The sequence below is a fragment of the Pseudomonas sp. GL_093 genome, from assembly GCF_057837605.1.
This window is the reverse complement of sequence record NZ_CM174448.1, coordinates 6,205,170-6,225,989: the sequence shown is the minus strand read 5'-3', so window position 1 is coordinate 6,225,989 and position 20,820 is coordinate 6,205,170. Positions and strand designations below refer to the sequence as shown.

The 20,820-nt window shown below is 58.5% G+C and carries 19 protein-coding genes and 1 pseudogene; 6 read left to right on the top strand and 14 right to left on the bottom strand.

Annotation, left to right across the window (positions count from 1 at the left end; genetic code table 11):
• Nucleotides 1–7 precede the first annotated feature (7 nt).
• From AC3IUE_RS28740 to exaC, 11 genes and pseudogenes are all read right to left on the bottom strand, one after another.
• Nucleotides 8–1,636: a glycosyltransferase family 61 protein gene (locus AC3IUE_RS28740; protein WP_489264400.1), complete on the bottom strand. Its 1,629-nt coding sequence runs from the start codon at nt 1,634–1,636 to the stop codon at nt 8–10.
• A gap of 86 nt (nt 1,637–1,722) precedes the next feature.
• A pseudogene (locus AC3IUE_RS28735) lies at nt 1,723–1,881 on the bottom strand (transposase); the annotation flags it as partial.
• Nucleotides 1,882–2,364: 483 nt separating this feature from the next.
• Nucleotides 2,365–3,117 carry a S24 family peptidase gene (locus AC3IUE_RS28730; RefSeq protein ID WP_056743617.1) on the bottom strand — a complete coding sequence of 251 codons (753 nt, stop codon included), beginning with the start codon at nt 3,115–3,117 and terminating at the stop codon, nt 2,365–2,367.
• Nucleotides 3,118–3,340: 223 nt separating this feature from the next.
• Nucleotides 3,341–3,868: an inorganic diphosphatase gene (gene ppa / locus AC3IUE_RS28725; RefSeq protein WP_046047374.1), complete on the bottom strand. Its 528-nt coding sequence runs from the start codon at nt 3,866–3,868 to the stop codon at nt 3,341–3,343.
• A gap of 113 nt (nt 3,869–3,981) precedes the next feature.
• On the bottom strand, nt 3,982–4,794 hold the full coding sequence (locus AC3IUE_RS28720; RefSeq protein ID WP_489264399.1) for a M90 family metallopeptidase: 813 nt from the start codon (nt 4,792–4,794) through the stop codon (nt 3,982–3,984).
• 6 nt (nt 4,795–4,800) lie between these two features.
• Complete coding sequence (locus AC3IUE_RS28715) at nt 4,801–5,457, bottom strand: DedA family protein (protein WP_056743613.1); 657 nt, start codon at nt 5,455–5,457, stop codon at nt 4,801–4,803.
• Nucleotides 5,458–5,678: 221 nt separating this feature from the next.
• On the bottom strand, nt 5,679–6,140 hold the full coding sequence (locus tag AC3IUE_RS28710; RefSeq protein WP_056743612.1) for a GNAT family N-acetyltransferase: 462 nt from the start codon (nt 6,138–6,140) through the stop codon (nt 5,679–5,681).
• Between the two features lie 118 nt (nt 6,141–6,258).
• The gene (eutC, locus tag AC3IUE_RS28705) at nt 6,259–7,083 is read right to left on the bottom strand and encodes an ethanolamine ammonia-lyase subunit EutC (protein ID WP_489264398.1); all 825 of its coding nucleotides are present in this window, start codon (nt 7,081–7,083) and stop codon (nt 6,259–6,261) included.
• 8 nt (nt 7,084–7,091) lie between these two features.
• Nucleotides 7,092–8,486, bottom strand: a complete 1,395-nt coding sequence (locus tag AC3IUE_RS28700) for an ethanolamine ammonia-lyase subunit EutB (RefSeq protein ID WP_489264397.1) — start codon at nt 8,484–8,486, stop codon at nt 7,092–7,094.
• Nucleotides 8,487–8,619: 133 nt separating this feature from the next.
• Complete coding sequence (gene eat / locus AC3IUE_RS28695; RefSeq protein WP_056743607.1) at nt 8,620–9,990, bottom strand: ethanolamine permease; 1,371 nt, start codon at nt 9,988–9,990, stop codon at nt 8,620–8,622.
• Between the two features lie 254 nt (nt 9,991–10,244).
• Nucleotides 10,245–11,765: an acetaldehyde dehydrogenase ExaC gene (exaC, locus tag AC3IUE_RS28690; protein WP_461999951.1), complete on the bottom strand. Its 1,521-nt coding sequence runs from the start codon at nt 11,763–11,765 to the stop codon at nt 10,245–10,247.
• A gap of 431 nt (nt 11,766–12,196) precedes the next feature.
• On the opposite strand from exaC, the gene AC3IUE_RS28685 reads away from it, so the two are divergent.
• The 4 genes from AC3IUE_RS28685 (at nt 12,197) to AC3IUE_RS28670 (ending at nt 16,470) form a co-directional block, all read left to right on the top strand.
• The gene (locus tag AC3IUE_RS28685; protein WP_489264396.1) at nt 12,197–14,116 is read left to right on the top strand and encodes a sigma-54-dependent Fis family transcriptional regulator; all 1,920 of its coding nucleotides are present in this window, start codon (nt 12,197–12,199) and stop codon (nt 14,114–14,116) included.
• A gap of 98 nt (nt 14,117–14,214) precedes the next feature.
• Nucleotides 14,215–15,564, top strand: a complete 1,350-nt coding sequence (mpl, locus tag AC3IUE_RS28680; protein WP_008152785.1) for a UDP-N-acetylmuramate:L-alanyl-gamma-D-glutamyl-meso-diaminopimelate ligase — start codon at nt 14,215–14,217, stop codon at nt 15,562–15,564.
• The gene (ubiX, locus tag AC3IUE_RS28675; protein WP_056744539.1) at nt 15,561–16,193 is read left to right on the top strand and encodes a flavin prenyltransferase UbiX; all 633 of its coding nucleotides are present in this window, start codon (nt 15,561–15,563) and stop codon (nt 16,191–16,193) included. The genes mpl and ubiX overlap by 4 nt, the downstream gene beginning before the upstream one ends.
• Entirely contained in the window at nt 16,186–16,470 is a 285-nt protein-coding gene (locus tag AC3IUE_RS28670) for a YceK/YidQ family lipoprotein (RefSeq protein ID WP_056744541.1), read from the top strand. Before ubiX ends, AC3IUE_RS28670 begins: the two co-directional genes overlap by 8 nt.
• A 120-nt stretch (nt 16,471–16,590) precedes the next feature.
• On the opposite strand, the gene AC3IUE_RS28665 is transcribed toward AC3IUE_RS28670, so the two are convergent.
• From AC3IUE_RS28665 to AC3IUE_RS28655, 3 genes are all read right to left on the bottom strand, one after another.
• Nucleotides 16,591–17,232 carry an oxidoreductase gene (locus AC3IUE_RS28665; protein ID WP_056744543.1) on the bottom strand — a complete coding sequence of 214 codons (642 nt, stop codon included), beginning with the start codon at nt 17,230–17,232 and terminating at the stop codon, nt 16,591–16,593.
• Nucleotides 17,233–17,259: 27 nt separating this feature from the next.
• Nucleotides 17,260–18,978 carry a C13 family peptidase gene (locus AC3IUE_RS28660; protein ID WP_489264395.1) on the bottom strand — a complete coding sequence of 573 codons (1,719 nt, stop codon included), beginning with the start codon at nt 18,976–18,978 and terminating at the stop codon, nt 17,260–17,262.
• A 112-nt stretch (nt 18,979–19,090) separates the two neighbouring features.
• Nucleotides 19,091–19,546, bottom strand: a complete 456-nt coding sequence (locus tag AC3IUE_RS28655) for a MaoC family dehydratase (protein WP_008152797.1) — start codon at nt 19,544–19,546, stop codon at nt 19,091–19,093.
• A gap of 196 nt (nt 19,547–19,742) precedes the next feature.
• On the opposite strand from AC3IUE_RS28655, the gene AC3IUE_RS28650 reads away from it, so the two are divergent.
• Both AC3IUE_RS28650 and AC3IUE_RS28645 read left to right on the top strand, forming a co-directional pair.
• Complete coding sequence (locus AC3IUE_RS28650; protein ID WP_046048699.1) at nt 19,743–20,105, top strand: CidA/LrgA family protein; 363 nt, start codon at nt 19,743–19,745, stop codon at nt 20,103–20,105.
• Complete coding sequence (locus AC3IUE_RS28645; RefSeq protein WP_056744547.1) at nt 20,102–20,818, top strand: LrgB family protein; 717 nt, start codon at nt 20,102–20,104, stop codon at nt 20,816–20,818. The genes AC3IUE_RS28650 and AC3IUE_RS28645 overlap by 4 nt, the downstream gene beginning before the upstream one ends.
• Nucleotides 20,819–20,820: the final 2 nt, after the last annotated feature.

Genomic DNA, 20,820 nt, shown 5'->3' with positions numbered 1-20,820 from the left:
ACGCACGTTAATTTTTAACCACGTTCATGCCCAGAAACGAAAGCGCTTCAAAAACACGTTCCACGGGTACTTGATAGTGCGAATGTTTTTGATCTTCGGCGTGTGCGTAATCTCCGGACACCCAGAGCGGAGAATACCCCAAGGTCTCCATCGGCCCTTGGAACGTCCCCCAGTTATGTAAGTTCGGCTGAGTCAGCACCAACAGCTTTACACTGGGATCGGCAAAAACAAAGTTGAGGAGCGCTGATCCGTTAGGCGCAACTATCCACTCAGCCTTCTGAAAAATGTCGATCTGCTCTTGTGCGGTCATGTCCTCAGTGAACACTGTTTCGAAGCCAATGTCAGACAAAGCATTTTCAATTTCTTTTTCATTAAGCAAGCGACGCCATTTCATATTTTTTCGGGCTAAAAATATGCGTTTTTCGCGGCGCACCTTGCTGTAGAGCGATTGATCTCCCCGGATAAATCGCATCGCCCGAGGCGATAGGCCCGGCATTTCGGAAATCGGAATATCGTTGGCAAAAAACTCGGTCGGCAAAAAAGCAGGGGATGGCGCTACCAGTAAACGTCGACAGATGAGCGATTCATTCGTTCGCAGCAATATCAGAGGATTGTCGGAAAGTCGTCGTAGATGATCAAAGTGACTTTGCGGCATATCGGCATCGACGATAAGTGGCAGATTTGCAAAATCGGGGTGCTGTTGTAGAAATTGTAACTTTGGCAAAAACTCTGGTAGCCAGTGACCAAAGGCGTTAGAGACCAGACCCGATAAAAAAATACCAGCCTCAATCTCTCTGGTCAAAAAATTTCCAAAACTTAAAATGACTTTGTCTGGTTGTTGGGCAAACACCACGGGTTCATAAACAAAGCTGACGAAGCGTCCAAATTTCGGGTGCGCCCCTGTGTCACTAATGGCTGTGCCGTCTGAAGTCAGAATGATGCTCGAGTTGCCGAAGATGCGGGCACCCGCAATATCCGCGACATAGGGTTTGTTTGATAGCGCTATGGTTGTTTCGGTCGTTGCAGGACGCCCCCACACATGAGGTGCTTTGAAGGGGATTTTTTCCACTTCACCTGCTTCCAGCAGCGTTAACCCGGTTTTTTCCGCCCAATCGCGCATCGTGCGCAGCGAAGCCGTCACCGTATTCGCGGGACTGCTTATTCGCAGGCAATGCGTTGCAGGCTCTGACGCGGCCGAGCCTGTGCCTTTAGACGTAGCGACGGCTTCAATTAACGCTCGAAGTGTCTTGTCGGATACCAATCCGGTCCGCTTGCAGCTGAGTTCAAAGCGAAGCAACTTCACGCGCTGCCTTAAAAATTGTAGCCTCGAGGGTTTCGTTTGGGACGGCCTATAGACGGTGATTTTATCTTCGTTTATTGCGAGCTCATCCATGAGTTGCTTTTGGATTTCTTGGTAGTAATCACTGGCGATAATTATTTTATCAAAGGACAGGTCGGCAAGTTGTTCTGGCGAATAGATGGTTTTTCCGAATAGCAACTGGCCATGCTTTTGTGGGTTGTTATCAAGAAAGCCAATAACTTTGTGGCGATCACGGCAGCTCTTATAATAGTTAACGCCGCCGGTGCCGGTTCCAAAGATCAAAGTCCGCATTTTGATGCCAAAACCACGCCGCATATTCACCTCGCCTTACGTGTGTTCAAACTATCAGCGATTATACTGAGCCGCTCACCATTAATGACAGAAAGCCTGTCAGGCGCCAGGATCGCCGGATTGCTCAGGGCGAACCCGTTCTGCAACAGGTGAATGCGCAACAGAGTGTCCGGCGGATAGGGCTGTCGACCACCGCCAGTCTGGGGGTAATAAGGTTCGATCAGCGAAAGAAAACCGCTCCAGGGCACCACGTATTCCATAACGGTCAGAAGTCTGAGGTTGGGGGCTGTTTAGGGTTATTGATTTTATGCCAGACGTGGAGCTTATATCAGCTTCGCGGATGGGACAGGACTATTTCGGGCATTAAAAAGCCGGCTTGTGGCCGGCTTCTCGGGGACTGGCTTGGTTCATTTTTGGTAAACCGCGCCAGCCTTCAAAACGTACACCCGGATCTTGCGTCCGGCTGTGGGACTTGGCGAGAAAATCATCTGCCTTGTCGGTGCGATCTGAGCCTGAAGAAGGGTCGATGCGCAAATGTGGGGCGCAGCATACTGATTTTTTTGCAGAATTCCCAGCGTGGTGTGCGACCTAGAGCTATTCCAGTGACTTGTAGCAGCTGGCGAAGCCTGCGTCCGGCTGCGGAGCAGTCGTCAATCCTGCAGGCACGGTCTGTCTGATTTTCCGCGTTGCATGGTTTTACGGCTGCTGCGCAGCCGGACGCAGGCTTCGCCAGCTGCTACACAGTTATGTGTTTACAGAAAAGGTATAGGTGGCCTGCGTTTATTCAGGGTCGACCACCAGAACACCCATCCTAGAACCCTTATGTTTTGTTCTTCGATTTGCGGAGGTCTGAAGACTTCATCCGGGTATTCGGAGCTGTTGTGGCTGCGCATGCGTATCGCGTTGCCTGGTACCCGGCTCAGGTATTTGATGCGCAACATGCCGTCGTGCTCGATTGCGTAAATCTCTCCGTCGACAATTTGCGTGAGCCCGCGGTCGATGGCGACGATGGAGCCATCTTCAATTCTTTCGGCCATGCTGTTGCCAACCATGCGGACGCAGATGGCATCGGCGTGGTTGATTTCCAGGGAGTCAAGATCGCTGCGCGGCAGGCGGATCGATTCGCTGGGGTCTTTGATGACATGGGTTTTGTCGGAGCCGGGGGCAGTGGCCGCTTCTTTGTAAAAGGGTAGTTCGATATCGACTGGGTCGATGACCCGATAAGTGCCCCGGATTGACTGGGCGTCGAAGGTATTGCCGGATGCATCGATCAGATGCAATTCCCTGGCGTCTTGCGGTCCTTCGCCGGTTTTTAGCCATTCAGTGTTCACGGACAGTCTTCTGGCGACATCTTCCATGCGGTAGTCAGGAACGCCGCGGGCATACCAGTTATGGACAGTTTGAGGGTCGGAAATACCCAGGAATTCGGCAAATCTTGTTGTCGTGATTTGTAGCTCTTTCAGGAGCATTCTGAATCGTGGACCGCAGGTTTTGTTCTTTTTCATAAACACGAGTCTAGCCGTGCGGCATAAGGCTTTGATTCAACAAAACGTTCAAATCTGGCGTGAAATTTAAGTCCTGATGTAAGACGTCTTTTGTAAAAATTAAACAAGAAAAAACCGGTTTGCCCGCCCGTTAAATGTGCTGTTGAATATGATATTCAAACGCCCACAAAAAACCCCGGATCAACCGGGGTTCTTCGTTATAGCCGTTCGTGAGAGACGGCTATCAGCCTTTATAGGCAGCAACCGACTTCATGATCTCGGTGCGAGCGGCTTCTGCGTCGCCCCAACCTTCGATCTTCACCCATTTGCCTTTTTCGAGGTCTTTGTAGTTCGCGAAGAAGTGCTCGATCTGCTGAATCAGCAGGGGTGGCAGGTCGCTGCACTCTTTCACGTCGACATACAGCTGGGACAGCTTGTCGTGTGGGACTGCGATGACTTTGGCATCGCCGCCGCCGTCGTCGGTCATGTGCAGGATGCCGACCGGACGGGCGCGGATGACCGAACCTGGAGCAACCGGGTAAGGGGTCACGACCAGCACGTCGAGGGGGTCACCGTCGTCAGCCAGGGTGTTCGGGATGAAACCGTAGTTGGCCGGGTAGAACATCGGGGTGGCCATGAAACGGTCAACGAACAGGCAATCGCTGTCTTTGTCGATTTCGTATTTGATCGGGGCGTGGTTGGCCGGAATCTCGATCGCGACGTAGATGTCGTTCGGCAGGTCTTTGCCAGCCGGAATCTTGCTGTAGCTCATTGGGCGTTGCCCCCGTTAGTTGACCAAAAACACTTGGCCGGATTGACCAAAAAGTGGCGGCGATTATAGGCATATTCCGCCGCCGATGCCACGATCCAAGGGTCGTAGAGACCTTAGTCGCGTGCCTGATAGACCGGGTCTTCGGCCAGAAGTTGCCGCAGCCGGGCCAGCGGGTCCTGACGATAAAACAGCTTCAGCTGCTCATAGACCTGAGGATACGCCTCGTGCAGCAAATCCGGAGCGCTAAAGAAGTATTCGCTGGTGACCGCGAAGAATTCGGCGGGGTTTTCCGCGGCGTACGGGTCGATGGCGGTTTCTGCATCCGGGTTGCGGTCCAGTTGCCGGTCGAGGTCGTCGTAGGCCTCTTGCATGACCTTGGCCCAGTCGCTGACCCGCATGTCGGCGTGCAGCGGCGGCAGGCCATTGGCGTCGCCGTTGAGCATGTCGAGTTTATGCGCGAGTTCGTGGATCACCAGGTTGTAGCCTTCCCAGCCACCACTGGCGATCACGCCGGGCCACGCGAGGATGATCGGGCCTTGCTGCCAGGCTTCGCCGCTGTGTTCGCCGTCCCATTCGTGCTCGACGCCGCTGGCGTCGCGATGGCGCTGGGGGCTGAGGAAGTCGTCGGGATAGAGGACGATTTCGTGGAAACCCTGATACCAGTTCAGATCGCCCAGGTGCAGCAGTGGCAGTTGCGCCTGGGCGGCAAGCAGCAGGCGCTGCTCCTGGTGAAGTTCGACGCCGGGCAGGGCGGTCAGGTGTTTGTCCTGGAGGAACAGCACGCTGGCTTCGCGCAGCCACTGGTCTTCGGTGGCGCTGATGCCATCAAGAAAACTCAGGTGATGGCGCACCCGCTGCCACATGTCGTCGGCAATCGGGTGTTTGGCCAAGGTGCGCCGGCGACGCCAGGCGCTCAGGGACCACATGGTGAATCAGCGCGATTGGGCTTTGGACGCGGCGTTAGCAAGGCGGCTGCGGATCATGCCGATGATCATCGGTACCAGCGACAGCAGGATGATGCCCACGACCAGCAGCGACAGGTTCTTTTTGATGAACGGTACGTTGCCGAAGAAGTAACCGAGGGTCACCAGACCGCCCACCCAGAGGATCGTGCCAAAAACACTGAAGGCGAAGAAACGCGGGTAGGGCATTTTGGCCACGCCGGCGACAAACGGTGCAAAGGTGCGAATGATCGGCATGAAACGCGCCAACGTCACTGTTTTGCCGCCGTGTTTGTCGTAGAAGTCGTGGGTTTGCTGCAGGTAGTCGCGGCGGAAGATTTTCGAGTTCGGGTTACTGAACAAACGCTCGCCGGCCGTTCGTCCGATCAGGTAGTTGGTGCTGTCGCCAAGGATTGCCGCCAGCATCAGCAGGCCACCCAGCAGCACCGGGTCCATGCCGCCACCGGCGGCTACTGCGCCAGCGATGAACAGTAGGGAATCGCCCGGCAGGAATGGCATCACCACCAGGCCGGTTTCGCAGAAGATCACCAGGAACAGAATGGCGTAAATCCATGGCCCGTAGTTGTTTACCAGCAAATCGAGGTACACATCGAGATGCAGAATAATGTCGAGCGGGTTGAAATCCATGGAGAGCACCTGTGGTGACGGCCCGACTCTGCAGGCCTGTGCGGATGACTTCGCGAAAAGGCTACAGACGGGTGTAGTTTTTCTTACAAGCCGGAAAGATCGGCATTATACGGGCTGAGAAGTGAAAAGCGCGTTGAGTTTGTAGCGGGGGATTTCGGAGCGCAGTGAGAAGACGATCGCAGCCACAGGGCCGTCCCCATAAGGGCTGCGATCTTTTCGGCTTATAGCTCGTCGCTGATCGGCAACACGTAGTTCATGAACTCGGTGTCTTCCTTGAACCCGATGGATTCGTAGGTTTTCCGCGCGACGTCGTTATTGCTGCTGGTGGAAACGCGCATGCGTACAGCGTTGGTTTCCTTGGCCATTTTTTTCGCGGTGCGGATGAGGTTGTCGGCCACCAACTGGCGGCGTGCCTCTTCGGCGACGTAAATGTCGTTGAGGATCCACACGCGCTTCAGCGAAAGGGACGAAAAGCTCGGATACAACTGACAGAAACCCATCAGTTTGTTGCTGTCGTCATCAGCCAGGGCCAGGTAGATCACCGACTCCTTGCGACGCAGGCGTTTTTCAAGGAACGCCCGGGACGAGTCCGGATAAGCCAGGGAGCCATAAAACTCGCGATATTTGACGAACAACGGGGTCAACAGGTCCAGGTGTTCGAGGGTCGCTTGAATAATCCGCATGGTAGGTCTCGTCTTCAAGTGGCTGTCTTCACGTACTGTGACGGCGAACGGTTCTCACTCGGGCGGCCGTGTTTCGATCCTGCCTGAAACTGGATCAGAAACGCAATGCGGAAACGGTTCAGGTATCCGACGAACTCAGTAGGAAATTACCTTTCATGTCCGCTCCTGCGTCCGACTCCAGTGTCAGAACCTGGGCTTCGTCCTTCAGATTGACCCCTGACAACTGCCGCCGGCAGGCTTCGCGCATCAAATACAGCAAACGGTGTGCCGCCATGCCGTAACTCAGGCCTTCGAGCCGGACATTGGAGATGCAGTTGCGATAGGCGTCCGTCAGCCCGACCTTTGGATTGTAGGTGAAATACAGCCCCAGGCTGTCCGGGGAGCTGAGACCAGGGCGTTCGCCGATCAGGATCACCACCATTTTTGCACCCAGCAGTTCGCCGATCTCGTCGGCTACGGCGACCCGACCCTGTTCCACCAGAATGACCGGTGAGACGGACCAGCCGTCGCTCACAATCTGATCTTCCATCCGCGCCAGAAAGGGCAGGGTATGGCGATGAACGGCCAACGCCGACAACCCATCGGCAACGACAATGGCCAGATCGACACCGCCGGGATTGGCCAATGCGTAATCGCGCAGTGCCTGAGCCGACTCATTACTCAGCTTTCGCCCCAAATCGGGGCGTTGCAAATAACTGTTCCGGTCCGTAGCGGCGCTGTGTAGCAGCAAACTGGCACGCCCGCGTTCAGCCAGTTGTGAGCTGAGCCCCGCATGGTCGAACGGCAAGTGCACCGCATCTCGCGCCTGAGCGTGGGCGTACTGGAAATCCAGCTGTGCGCTGGTCGGCATGCTGGTGCCGGTTCTACCCAAGGCTATCCGCGCCGGCGTCAGGCGACGCAGTTCCAGCAACGGGTTCTGTGGGTCAACGGGTGGTTTATCCATTTCAACACTCATCCCAGTTGCGCCATCGCTTGGCGGAAAGCCGGCGGCAGGCTGTCGCCGAAGTGAATCTTGCCGCCTGCCTGGGTGAAAATGCCCATTCTCGCCAGCCATTGTTCGAATTCCGGTGCCGGTTTCAGGCCCAGCGTCTGGCGGGCGTAAAGGGCGTCGTGGAACGAGGTGGTCTGGTAGTTGAGCATGATGTCATCGGAGCCGGGGATGCCCATGATGAAGTTGATCCCGGCCACGCCCAACAGGGTCAGCAGGGTGTCCATGTCGTCCTGGTCAGCTTCGGCGTGGTTGGTGTAACAGATGTCGCAACCCATGGGCACGCCCAGGAGCTTGCCGCAGAAGTGGTCTTCGAGGCCGGCGCGGATGATCTGTTTACCGTTGTAGAGGTATTCCGGGCCGATGAATCCTACAACCGTGTTCACCAGGAACGGTTTGAAATGTCGCGCCACAGCGTAGGCGCGGGTTTCGCAGGTCTGTTGATCGATGCCGTGGTGGGCGTTGGCTGACAGGGCGCTGCCTTGGCCGGTCTCGAAATACATCAGGTTCTGGCCCAGCGTGCCGCGGTTCAGGCTCAAACCGGCGTCATAGCCTTCCTGCAACACATTCAGGTTGATACCAAAACTGGCGTTCGCCGCCTCGGTGCCGGCGATCGACTGGAACACCAGGTCCAGCGGAACGCCGCGATTTATTGCCTCAATGGACGTGGTGACATGCGTCAGCACGCAGGCCTGGGTCGGAATCTCGTAGCGCTGAATGATCGCGTCGAGCATTTCCAGCATGGCGCAGATCGAGGCGATGCTATCGGTGGCCGGGTTGATGCCGATCATCGCGTCGCCGTTGCCATACAGCAGGCCGTCCAAAATGCTCGCGGCGATGCCGGCCGGTTCATCGGTGGGGTGATTGGGTTGCAGGCGGGTGGATAACCGGCCGCGCAAACCCATCGTGCCGCGGAATTTTGTAACAACGCGAATTTTCTGCGCCACCAGCACCAGATCCTGCACGCGCATGATCTTCGACACGGCAGCGGCCATTTCCGGGGTCAGGCCGGGCGCGAGGGCGCGCAGGCTCTGTTCGTCGGCGGCATCGCTGAGCAGCCAGTCGCGAAAGCCGCCGACGGTGAGGTGGCTGACCACCGCGAAAGCGTGTTTGTCGTGAGTGTCGATGATCAGTCGAGTGACTTCATCGGCCTCGTAAGGAATGAGTACTTCTTGCAGGAAGTGGCTGAGCGGGATGTTGGCGAGGGCCATCTGCGCGGCCACACGCTCGCCATCGTTGAGGGCGGCGACGCCGGCCAGAAAGTCCCCGGAACGCGCCGGACTGGCCTTGGCCATGACCTCCTTGAGACTCTCGAAACGATAGGTCTGGGCGCCGACGGAATGGGCAAATGCGGCCATGGGACGGAGTCCTCCTGATCTATAAGTAATGCGATCTGCTTCTCTGTGGGAGCGAGCAAGCACGCTCCCACAGGGGATTGTTGTGCACTTCAATAAGGCAGGCGCCGGGCAACAGGCCCGGCGCCGGTGCAACTCAGACGCCTTCGAGCATCGCGTCCGCCGGTGCGTCGAAGCGTTGCTTGGCGGTCAATTGGAAATACAGGTAACCGACAGCCATAAATCCGAGGAACACACACCCGATCAGCGTATTGAACCAGGCCATCGCCACCAGGCACACCACCGCCAGAAACAGCGCAATCCCCGGCACGATCGGGTAACCCGGTGCGCGGAAGGTACGTTCAAGGTTTGGCTCGGTTTTACGCAGTTTGAACAGGCTCAGCATACTGATGATGTACATCACGATGGCACCGAATACCGACATGGTGATCATTGCTGCCGTCAGGGTCATGCCTTGCAGGTTGACCAGACCGTCGCTGTAGATCGCCGCGATGCCGATCACGCCGCCGGCCAGGATCGCCCGGTGCGGAGTCTGGAAGCGCGAGAGCTTGGCCAGGCCGCGAGGCAGGTAACCGGCCCGGGCCAGCGCAAAGAATTGCCGTGAGTAGCCGAGAATGATCCCGTGGAAACTCGCCACCAGACCGAACAGGCCGATCCACACCAGCATGTGCATCCAGGACGAATTGTTGCCGACCACGGCTTTCATTGCCTGAGGCAACGGATCGTTGATGTTCGCCAGTTGACGCCAGTCGCCAACGCCGCCTGCCATCACCATTACGCCGATGGCCAGGAACACCAGGGTCAGAATGCCACTGACATAAGCCCTGGGAATCGTGCGTTTCGGGTCCTTGGCTTCTTCAGCCGCCATCGCCGCGCCTTCAATCGCAAGGAAAAACCAGATCGCAAAGGGGATCGCCGCAAAGATGCCGGGAATCGAGCCCATGGTGAACTCGTTGGCGCCCGACCAGCCGTTAAGCGCGAAATTACTGAAGCTGAAGCCCGGCGCAACGACGCCCATGAACACCAGCAATTCGGCGACCGCCAGCACGGTGACCACCAGTTCAAACGTCGCGGCGATGCTGACGCCGAGGATATTCAAGCCCATGAACACGAAATAGGCGCCAACGGCGGCGATCTTGGGGTCCAGTTCCGGGTATTGCACGTTGAGGTAGGCGCCGATGGCCATGGCAATCGCCGGGGGCGCAAAGACGAATTCGATCAGCGTGGCGATGCCGGCGATCAGTCCGCCTTTCTCACCAAAGGCCCGCCGGCTGTAGGCAAACGGTCCGCCCGCGTGGGGAATCGCGGTAGTCAATTCGGTGAAGCTGAAGATGAAACAGGTGTACATCGTCGCCACCATCAACGCGGTGACGAGGAAACCCAGGGTCCCTGCGGTGCCCCAGCCGTAACTCCAGCCGAAATACTCGCCGGAAATCACCAGGCCGACGGCAATGCCCCATAAATGCAGGGTGCCGAGTGTGGGTTTGAGCTGTGTAGTAGAAGTCATAAGTCCTCGCTGTCTTTTTTATTTTTTGATTTGTTGGACTTTCAGGTGCGACGTTTTCGTGTAAAGCGAGCACGCAAAGCCCGTGCCAGAGCGGCAGGGCAATGTTCGGGGTGTCATTGAGGGCGCCATCGCGAGCAGGCTCGCTCCCACAGGGGGAGTGCGGTGTAAATGTGGGAGCGACGGTGCGGCGATCCGACCTGCTCGCGATGACTATTGAAAGGGCGACGCAGAAACATCTGCATCGCCCACGCTTTTTAGAAGAAACCCAACGGATTGATGTCGTAGCTCACCAGCAGGTTTTTGGTCTGCTGATAGTGATCGAGCATCATTTTGTGGGTTTCACGACCGACACCGGATTTTTTGTAACCGCCGAACGCGGCGTGCGCCGGGTACAGGTGGTAGCAGTTGGTCCACACACGACCGGCCTTGATCGCGCGGCCCATGCGATAGGCGCGGTTGATGTCGCGGGTCCACAGACCGGCACCCAGGCCGAACTCGGTGTCGTTGGCGATGGCCAGGGCTTCGGCTTCGTCCTTGAAGGTGGTGATGCTCACCACCGGGCCAAAGATTTCTTCCTGGAACACGCGCATTTTGTTGGTGCCCTTGAGCAGGGTCGGCTGGATGTAATACCCGGTCGCCAGGTTGCCCTCGAGTTTTTCAATCTTGCCGCCGGTCAGCAGCTCGGCGCCTTCGCCCTTGGCGATTTCCAGGTACGAAAGGATTTTGTCGAATTGCTGCTCGGACGCCTGGGCGCCGACCATGGTGTCGGTGTCCAGCGGGTCGCCACGTTTGATCGACAGCACTTTCTTCATCACGACTTTCATGAAGTCGTCGTAGATCGATTCTTGCACCAAGGCGCGGGACGGGCAGGTGCAGACTTCGCCCTGGTTGAAGAACGCCAGCACCAGGCCTTCGGCGGCTTTTTCGATGAAGGTTTCTTCGGCTTGCATGATGTCGGCGAAGAAGATGTTCGGCGACTTGCCACCCAGCTCCACGGTGGACGGAATGATGTTTTCGGCGGCGCATTTCATGATGTGCGAGCCGACCGGGGTCGAACCGGTGAAGGCGATCTTGGCGATGCGTTTGCTGGTGGCCAGCGCTTCGCCGGCTTCTTTGCCGAAGCCTTGCACGACGTTCAGCACGCCCGGCGGCAACAGGTCGCCGATCAGCTCCATCAGCACGGTAATGCCCAGCGGGGTTTGTTCGGCGGGCTTGAGCACCACGCAGTTACCGGCCGCCAGGGCCGGGGCGAGTTTCCAGGCGGCCATCAGGATCGGGAAGTTCCACGGGATGATCTGCCCGACCACGCCCAGCGGTTCATGGATGTGATAGGCCACGGTGTTGCCGTCGATCTCGGCGGCGCTGCCTTCCTGAGCGCGGATGCAACCGGCGAAATAGCGGAAATGGTCCGCCGCCAGCGGGATGTCGGCGTTGAGGGTTTCACGCACGGCTTTACCGTTGTCCCAGGATTCGGTGATCGCCAGGACTTCGAGGTTCTGTTCGATGCGGTCGGCGATTTTCAGCAGCACCAGCGAGCGAGCCTGGGCGGACGTGGCGCCCCAGGCATCGGCGGCCGCGTGGGCAGCGTCCAGGGCCTTTTCGATGTCTTCGGCCGTGGAACGCGGGAATTCGGCAATTGGTTGGCCATTCACTGGCGAGGTATTGGTGAAGTACTGACCTTTAACAGGCGCGACGAACTCGCCGCCGATGTAGTTACCGTATTTGCTCTTGAACGAAACGATAGCGCCTTCAGTACCGGGGTGAGCGTAACGCATGGTGATTTCTCCTTGGCTTTTGTGCTTATAAGGGAGAGCGCATGTGCGCTTGCTATAAGCGTAGAGCAAGGGTCGGGCCACCGCCTTGCAGGTCAGGCAAATCAAGGCTTTACGCGATTTTTGTCGGACCGACGGACTCTGTCTGTGACGGTTTCGGTACAGTCCTGATGACACTTTGTACCGCTTCTGGCACAACGTGTGACGGGTCGGTCTCGCCAGCATTGCAATGCGCGTCGCGCTGGAGGATGCTCGGCATCACGCAATTTTGCTTCGTGTAGCAGCTGCCGAAGGCTGCGTCCGAGTGCGAAGCGCTCGCCTCGTTTTCGGCAATGCATACGGGAAACAGGTTTACGACTGCTTCGCAGCCGGACGCAGCCTTCGGCAGCTGCTACACGGAATCGGACCAGACTCTGCGGGGAGAACAATAAGAAATGCACGACAACCATTTGAGTCGCCATGCCCAGCAGGTCCTGACCGTCACTCAGGGGAAGTCCCACTTGCACGGCCCTGGCAGCGATCCGTCGATTGCCCGTTCCTGGCTGCGCTGTCTTGAGGATTATCACCTCGACCCGGCCCTGACCATGGCGCCGACGGTGCTGGAACATGGCCGCGTCCTGGAAAGCCGCGAGCGCTTGCAGCAAGTGCTGCACATCGCCGGCAGCGAAATGACCAGCCTTCATCAGCAACTCTCCGGTGCCGGCCACGCGGTCCTGCTGACCGACGCCCGCGGTGTGATCCTCAATTGCGTTACCGCACCTGCCGAACGGAAGATTTTCGAACGCGCCGGTCTCTGGCTCGGGGCTGACTGGAGCGAAGCCTGCGAGGGCACCAACGGCATTGGCACCTGTCTGGTAGAGCGTCAGTCCCTGACCATCCACCAGGACGAGCACTTTCGCGGCCGTCACACCGGCCTGACCTGCTCGGCAAGTCCGGTGTTCGACCCGCATGGCGAACTGCTGGCGGTGCTCGACGTGTCCTCGGCGCGTCACGAGGTCTCGCGTCAAAGCCAATTCCACACCATGGCGCTGGTCAATCTTTCGGCGAAGATGATCGAGAGCTGCTATTTCCTGCGCTATTTCGACAATCAGTGGTTGCTGCGTTTTCACCTTCAGGCCGAATCCGTCGGGTTGTTCAGCGAAGGGTTGCTGGCGTTTGACGGGGAAGGGCGGATCAGCGCGGTCAACCAAAGTGCGCTGAACCTGTTGGGGCATATTCGCGGTGGGCTGCTGGGCAAGCCGGTGGAGGCGTTTTTCGACTGCTCGCTGGATGAATTGCTCGGCCGCGCCAGCGTCAATGCCAGCGCCAGTTGGCCGTTGCGCACGCGCGACGGGCGGAGTCTGTTTGCGTTGTTGCGCGGGCAGCCACGCAGTATTCCGGTGCCGGTGGTGCAAAGTCCGGTGATCGCCGAACCTTCGCGCTTATCGGGCATTTGTCTGGGCGACACGGGGTTGCAGGAAGATTTCCGCAAATCCTTGCGCGTGTTCGAACGGGACGTTCCGCTACTGATCAACGGCGAAACCGGATCCGGCAAAGAAGCGTTTGCCAAAGCCGTCCACCAGGCCAGCCAGCGAGCAGAAAAAGCCTTCGTCGCCCTCAACTGCGCCGCCATCCCCGAAAGCCTGATCGAGAGCGAACTGTTTGGCTATCGCGGCGGCAGCTTTACCGGTGCGCGTAAGGAAGGCATGCGTGGCAAGTTGCAACAGGCCGATGGCGGCACGTTATTCCTAGATGAAATCGGCGATATGCCCTTGGCTTTGCAGACCCGGCTATTAAGGGTGCTGGAAGATCGTCAGGTGGTGCCGATCGGCGGCGAGCCGGAATCGGTCAATGTGCGGATCATCAGCGCCACTCACCGCAATCTGCTGGATCGGGTGCAGGACGGCAGCTTCCGCGAGGATTTGTATTACCGGCTCAACGGGCTGGAAGTTGCACTGCCGGCGCTGCGTGATCGCAGTGATAAGTCTCAGTTGCTCGACTTTTTGTTGGCCGAAGAGGCGGGCGGGGAAACCGTATTGATCGACGGTCCGGCACGCCAGGCGTTGCTGGCCTTTGCCTGGCCGGGGAACGTGCGGCAGTTGCGCAATGTGCTGCGCACGTTAGCCGCGCTGTGTGACGGTGGGCGGATCGGACTGGAGGATTTGCCAGTGATGATTCGTCAGGCCCGGCCGGTTCCTGTTGTTGCCGTTGAAGAGCCGTCGGACTATCCGCTGGATGACGCTGAGCGGCTGGCGTTGCTGAATGCGCTGGAACAGACGCGCTGGCATATGACTCACACGGCTGAACAACTTGGCGTCAGCCGTAACACCCTCTATCGAAAACTGCGCAAACACGGCATAGCCCGCTCTGCGTAATTGATCGTTCCCACGCAGCGTGGGAACGATCATTAAAGACAGAGTGCGAATTTTCCCACCCTAAGCTAACCTGCGGCCATGTTTTACGAGGTCGACTAATGCACATTCACATTCTTGGTATCTGCGGCACTTTCATGGGTTCGATGGCGGTTCTGGCCAAAGAGCTGGGCCATCACGTGACGGGCTCCGATGCCAACGTCTATCCGCCGATGAGCACTCAGCTTGAGGCTCAGGGCATTGAGTTGACGCAAGGCTATGACCCGGCGCAGCTCGATCCGGCTCCGGATCTGGTGGTGATCGGCAATGCCATGTCCCGCGGCAACCCGGCTGTCGAATACGTGCTGAATAAAGGCCTGCCCTACGTTTCCGGCCCGCAATGGCTGTCAGATCACGTGCTGCAAGGTCGCTGGGTGCTGGCTGTCGCCGGTACTCATGGTAAAACCACCACCAGCAGCATGCTCGCCTGGGTGCTGGAACACGCGGGCATGAGCCCGGGTTTCCTGATCGGCGGTGTGCCGCAAAACTTCTCGGTGTCCGCTCGTCTGGGTGACACCCCATTCTTCGTGATCGAAGCCGACGAGTACGACAGCGCGTTCTTCGACAAGCGCTCCAAGTTCGTTCACTACCGCCCGCGCACGGCGATCCTGAACAACCTGGAATACGATCACGCTGACATTTTCCCCGATCTGCCCGCCATCGAGCGGCAATTCCACCATTTGGTGCGGACCATTCCGAGCGAAGGCCTGGTGATTCATCCGACCACCGAGCCGGCGTTGCAGCGTGTGATCGAGATGGGTTGCTGGACCCCGGTGCAAACCACCGGCGCCGGCGGACAGTGGCAGGTCAAACTGCTGAGCGAAGACGGTTCGAAATTCGAAGTGATGTTCGAAGGTGTCGCTCAAGGTGTGGTCGAGTGGGACATGACCGGCCAACACAACGTCGCCAACGCGCTGGCCACGTTGGCTGCGGCGCGCCACGTCGGTGTTGTGCCGTCCATGGGCATCGCTGCGCTGAGCGCATTCAAAAGCGTCAAGCGCCGGATGGAGAAAGTCGCGGAGGTCCGTGGCATTACCATCTATGACGACTTCGCTCACCATCCGACAGCTATTGCGACGACCCTCGACGGTCTGCGCAAGCGCATCGGCGATGCACCATTGATCGCGATCATTGAGCCACGCTCCAACTCAATGAAGCTCGGTGCTCACCGCGACGGCTTGCCGGAAAGCGTGGTCGATGCCGATCAGGTGATCTGGTACGCGCCGGCCAACCTCGGTTGGGATCTGGGGGCTACTGCTGCGTTGTGCACAGTGCCGTCGATCGTCAGCGATTCGCTGGAAGGCATCATCGAGCGCGTGAAGAGCCAGGCCCAGCCCGGCACTCACGTGGTGATCATGAGCAACGGCGGCTTCGGCGGCCTGCACGGCAAACTCGCCGAGGCGCTGCAATGAACAACGGCCCGGAACGCATCACGCTGGCGATGACCGGTGCTTCCGGCGCCCAGTACGGTTTGCGCCTGCTTGACTGTCTGGTACGCGAAGACCGCGAGGTGCACTTCTTGATCTCCAAGGCTGCGCAACTGGTGATGGCCACTGAGACTGACGTTACGTTGCCGCCGAAAACCCAGATGATGCAGGCCTTCCTCACCGAATACACCGGGGCTGCCGCCGGACAGATTCGGGTGTACGGCAAGGAAGACTGGATGTCGCCGGTGGCCTCGGGCTCCGGCGCGCCGGCAGCGATGGTGGTGGTGCCGTGTTCCACCGGGACCTTGTCGGCTATTGCGACGGGGGCCTGCAACAACCTGATCGAGCGTGCCGCCGACGTCACCTTGAAGGAACGTCGTCAGCTGATTCTGGTGCCGCGTGAGGCGCCGTATTCGAGCATCCATTTGGAGAACATGCTCAAGTTGTCGAACATGGGCGTGACGATTTTGCCGGCGTCACCAGGCTTTTATCATCAGCCGCAAACCATCGACGACTTGATCGATTTTGTCGTGGCGCGAATTCTCAATCTGCTGAACATTCCCCAGGACATGCTGCCGCGTTGGGGCGAACACCACCTGACCAGCGATGAATAAGCTGCTGACGATTGTGCTGGCGCTGCAATTGGCCGGCTGCGCCACGGCGCGAACGCTTGATGCCGCCAAGCCAGGGGCGCCAGTGGTGTATTCGGGGACGCGTCTGGATTTGTATGCCATGAATGGCGGTTGCTGCGCCATGGACCGTTTCGGCGCCGAAGCCCCGAGCTATCCCGGCGTCGACCTGCCGGCCAGTGCGTTGCTCGACACGCTGCTGTTGCCGCTGTCGGTGCTTACGGTGATCGGGGTAAGTTTTCAGGCAACGGGTGGTCTCTAACTGATCGTTCCCACGCTCTGCGTGGGAATGCAGCCCGGGACGCTCTGCGTCCCAAAGCGGACGCAGAGCGTCCATTGAGGCATTCCCACGCGGAGCGTGGGAACGATCTGTGCGAGGGAATTATTTACCGAGTTTGCGCAACTCATCCGACTCGACAATCCGTACCCCATCCTGCTCTTCCAGCGCCAGTCGCCACATGGCGCGGGCCAGTTGGCAGGCTTCGATGCCGCGGTATTTGCCGGGGATCAAGCGGGACAAGGGCCCGACGAATTGCTCAGCCATACGCGGTTCCATACGCTCGCCCAGCAGTAGCGAAGGTCGGCAAATGGTCAGTTGCGGCCAGTCCTGCGCGCGCAATGCATATTCCATCTCGCCTTTGACCCGGTTGTAGAAAATAGGGGACCTGCGATCAGCCCCCAGTGCACTGATCACGATCAGGTGCCGTGCGCCCATCTCCCGTGCACGTTTGGCGAACGCCACCACCATGTCCAGGTCCACCGCGCGAAACGCCTGTTCCGAGCCGGCTTTCTTGATGGTGGTGCCCAGGCAGCAGTAGGCGATGTCGACGCGACCATTCAATTGCGGCAGAAACACCGCAGGGTCGCCGACCGGGTTTTCCAGATGGGGGTGCTCGGCCAGTGGCCGGCGTGAGGGCGCCAATACTCGTGAGATCGTTGGCTCATTGAGCAGACGGTCAAGAAGATGTTCACCGGTCAACCCGGTAGCTCCGGCAAGCAGTACGTGCTGAGGCGTCAAGTACATAGTGTTTCCCCCTTGATACTATTCAGCTTAGTTGCTCTTTGCATCCGTGCTGCTGATAGAGACACTTTGAAGTGCCTTTCGTGCTTGCTGCTTGCGTAACAGCTGCCAGTGAGAGAGAACGGTTTTCGGTGCCCAGATCTGCGGCTCAGAGGCTTCGAAGCTGTCCGCCAGTTCACGTTCGGCGACGGTGGCCTTGGCCAGTTTGAAGGCTTGCTCCAGGTCGTCGGTCTGGTTAAGTGCCTGGGCGAACAGCGCGTCGCCGAAGTAGGTGAAGTTGGCTTCTTCCGAGCAGCCGAAGGACACGCGGTCGGCGCGCGAGGCGGTCATGATCAGGGTGCGTTCATCCTTGAGCGCGGGAATGAAGCCACCGGAGTAACAGGACGAAATTACGATGATCTTGTCGCGGTTTTTCAGCGGAGAGAGCACCGCGGCAAGTTCATCGGCCGGCAGATCGGACAGTTCCATGCGCGGCTGGTCGAGCACCAGTTCGTGTTCGCTGGTGCCGTGGCTGGTCATGTAAATGAAGATCAAATCTTCCGGGCCACTGCGTTCGGCCAGGGTGGCGGCAGCACGGCGCAGGTTTTCCCGGGTGGCCATCGGCCGGTCGACGAGGTGGTCGCGATGGTTCACCAGGCGGATCTGGCCAAACGCACCAAAGCGACTGTTGAGCATGTTGCTGACGTAATCGGATTCGCGCAGGAACACGCTTTGCTTGCCGTCACCACCGAGTGTCAGGGTGTACAACTCGACTGCGGGGGTCGAAGCCGGCACGTTGGACAGTGCATCGTCGAGCAAACGGCCCTGGGCCAGCAAACCGAGTTCCAGGCTGTCGGGCAGCAGCTTGCCATCGGCATCGCGAACACGCTGGCCATTGATCCACGTACCGCTTTGCACCGTGCCGTCAGTCAGCACCAGGGTGCCGCGCCCCGAATAACTGTCACCGTCAAACTGGCCGATGTAGAAGCTGCCGTCGGACAGGTTCAATCGACCTTGGCCGGTGAAGCGCCAGTCACTGAACTGGCCGATGTAATGGCTGCCGTCGGCGCCGATCAGCTCGCCCTTGCCGTTCAGCGATCCTTCCTTGAATTGACCGAGCCAGACATCACCGTCGGCGTTCTCGTAGCGGCCCTTGCCGTGCAGTTGGTTGTTCTTGAAGCCGCCGACATAGATATCGCCATCGGCGCTGTTGAAAGTCCCGTTGCCTTCGAGCTGACCGTCGACGAAATGCCCGGTGAACTGATTGCCGCTGGCGTCGCCACGTTGGCCTTCGCCGTTGGGTTTGCCGTGGGCGAACTGGCCCTGATACGAGCTGCCGTCTTCGAGTTCGAGACGACCGAGCCCTGAATATTGATCGGCCTTGAATTCACCGCGGTAGGTCATACCGTTTTCTTTGAGGGTGCCTTCGCCGTCCCGTCGACCGGCTTTGAAGCCGCCGGTGAAGCTGCTGCCGCTGGTGGTCAGTGTGCCCTTGCCGTCGAACAGCCCTAGATTGAATCCGCCGCGATAGACTTCGCCGTTGCTGCCGTGCCATTCGCCCTGGCCATGCCATTGGCCCTTGTCGAAATCGCCGGCGTACCAGCTGCCGTTCGGGTAATCGATACGGCCCTGGCCTTGCAGCAATCCGTTGACCAGTTCACCGCGATAGCGTCCGCCGTCCGGCAAGCGGGCATCGGGGGGCAATAGCGATTCGCCGTCGCCGCAAGCGGTGAGCAATAGGGTCAGAGCGAGGAGTGCAAGTGGGCGCATAGCGGGATCCGGGCAATTAGGCGACCGAGTATGCCGCAGCTGTTTGACCTTATATAGCCAGGAAACAGGAGAGGGCGCGAAACAGCGTGAGCTGCTTCGCATCCGGGATGGGTTACACGAAGCAGAGCGACAGTGGCTCGGCAATGTAAGCCGGTTTGTCCGAGCCTTCGATCTCAAGCGTGGCGGTGGCCTTGAGCAGCCATTGGCCGGGTTTCTTCTCGGTGACTTCGTTCATGTCGACCTTGAGTCGTACCCTGGAATTGACCTTCACTGGCTGGATGAAACGCACCGTATCCAGACCGTAGTTGACCACCATCTTCGCCCCTTCAGGGAGGATCAGGATGTCTTCCATCAGTTTGGGGATCAGCGACAGCGACAGGAAACCGTGTGCAATGGTGCTGCCAAATGGCGTTTGCGCGGCTTTGACCGGGTCGACGTGGATGAACTGATAATCCCCTGTGGCTTCGGCGAACAGGTTGATGCGCTCCTGATCGATGGTGAGCCATTCGGAACGTCCGAGTTCCTTGCCGACATAATCTTTGAGCTCTGCAACTGGAACATAGGGCATTGAGACTCTCCTTGGGTTCATCGGTTTTATAGTTTTTGAGGTGGGGGGATTTGACCTCCCGGATTACCACTTTAGATCAACATGGCAAATGGCTCCGGTCAACTGAACATGATTTTGGCGAATGCCGGTCTATAGCGTTGGCGTGCTTATAATGCTCGGCCCGCTTGTGCGGGATGATATTGGCGGGAGATGACGGATGTTGTTACGTGGCCTGACCTGGCTGGTGCTGTTCCAATTGCTGGGCACAGCCATCAACCACTTGTTTTTACCGGTGCTGCCGGGGCCGATTGTCGGCCTGCTGTTGCTGCTGGTGTTCCTGATCAGCCGTGGCCAGGTCGGCGAACCGCTGAGCCTCGCGGCCAGCAGTCTGCTGCGTTACCTGCCGTTGTTGCTGGTGCCCCCAGCCGTGGGTGTGATGGTTTACGCCAAAGACATTGCTGCGGATTTCTGGGCCATCGTCGGTGCGCTGGTGTTGTCGCTGTTGCTGTCCCTGGCCTTCGCTGGCGTGCTGATGCAGCGCATGGTCAAGCGTCACGCTCATCGTGAGGACGGCCAATGATCTTCGACTGGCACGGCGCCTGGACGTCGGTGATTCATCATCCGTTGTTCGGTATCGGTATTACGCTGGGGGCATATCAGTTGGTGCTGGCGGCGTTCGAGAAAACCCGCTGGATCTTTCTGCAACCGGTACTGGTCTCGATGCTGCTGGTGATCGGCGTATTGGTGGGTTGCGGCCTGACCTATGCCGAGTACCGCAAGAGCACCGAGATCCTCAGTATCCTGCTCGGGCCTGCGACCGTTGCGCTGGCTGTGCCGCTGTACCTCAATCTGCGACGCATTCGGCAGTTGTTCTGGCCGATATTTACTACGCTGGTGATAGGTGGCGTCGTCGCCACCGGCATGGGCGTATTGCTGGGCTGGTCGTTTGGTGCCGAACACATGATCCTGATGACCATGGCGCCGAAGTCGGTGACGTCGCCGATTGCCATGCTGGTGGCAGAGCAGATCGGTGGTGTTGCGGCGCTGGCGGCAGTGTTCGTGTTGATTACCGGGGTGATCGGGGCGATATTCGGGCCGAGTCTTTTGACCCGGCTGGGTGTGCACAGTCCTGAGGCGCGCGGTATGGCACTGGGCATGACGGCGCACGCGGTAGGCACTGCGGTGGCAATGCAGGAAAATGAAGAATGCGGCGCCTTCGCGGCGCTGGCAATGAGTCTGATGGGCGTGGCCACGGCAGTTTTCCTGCCGTTGGCGGTGTCGATGGTGGTGTAAGG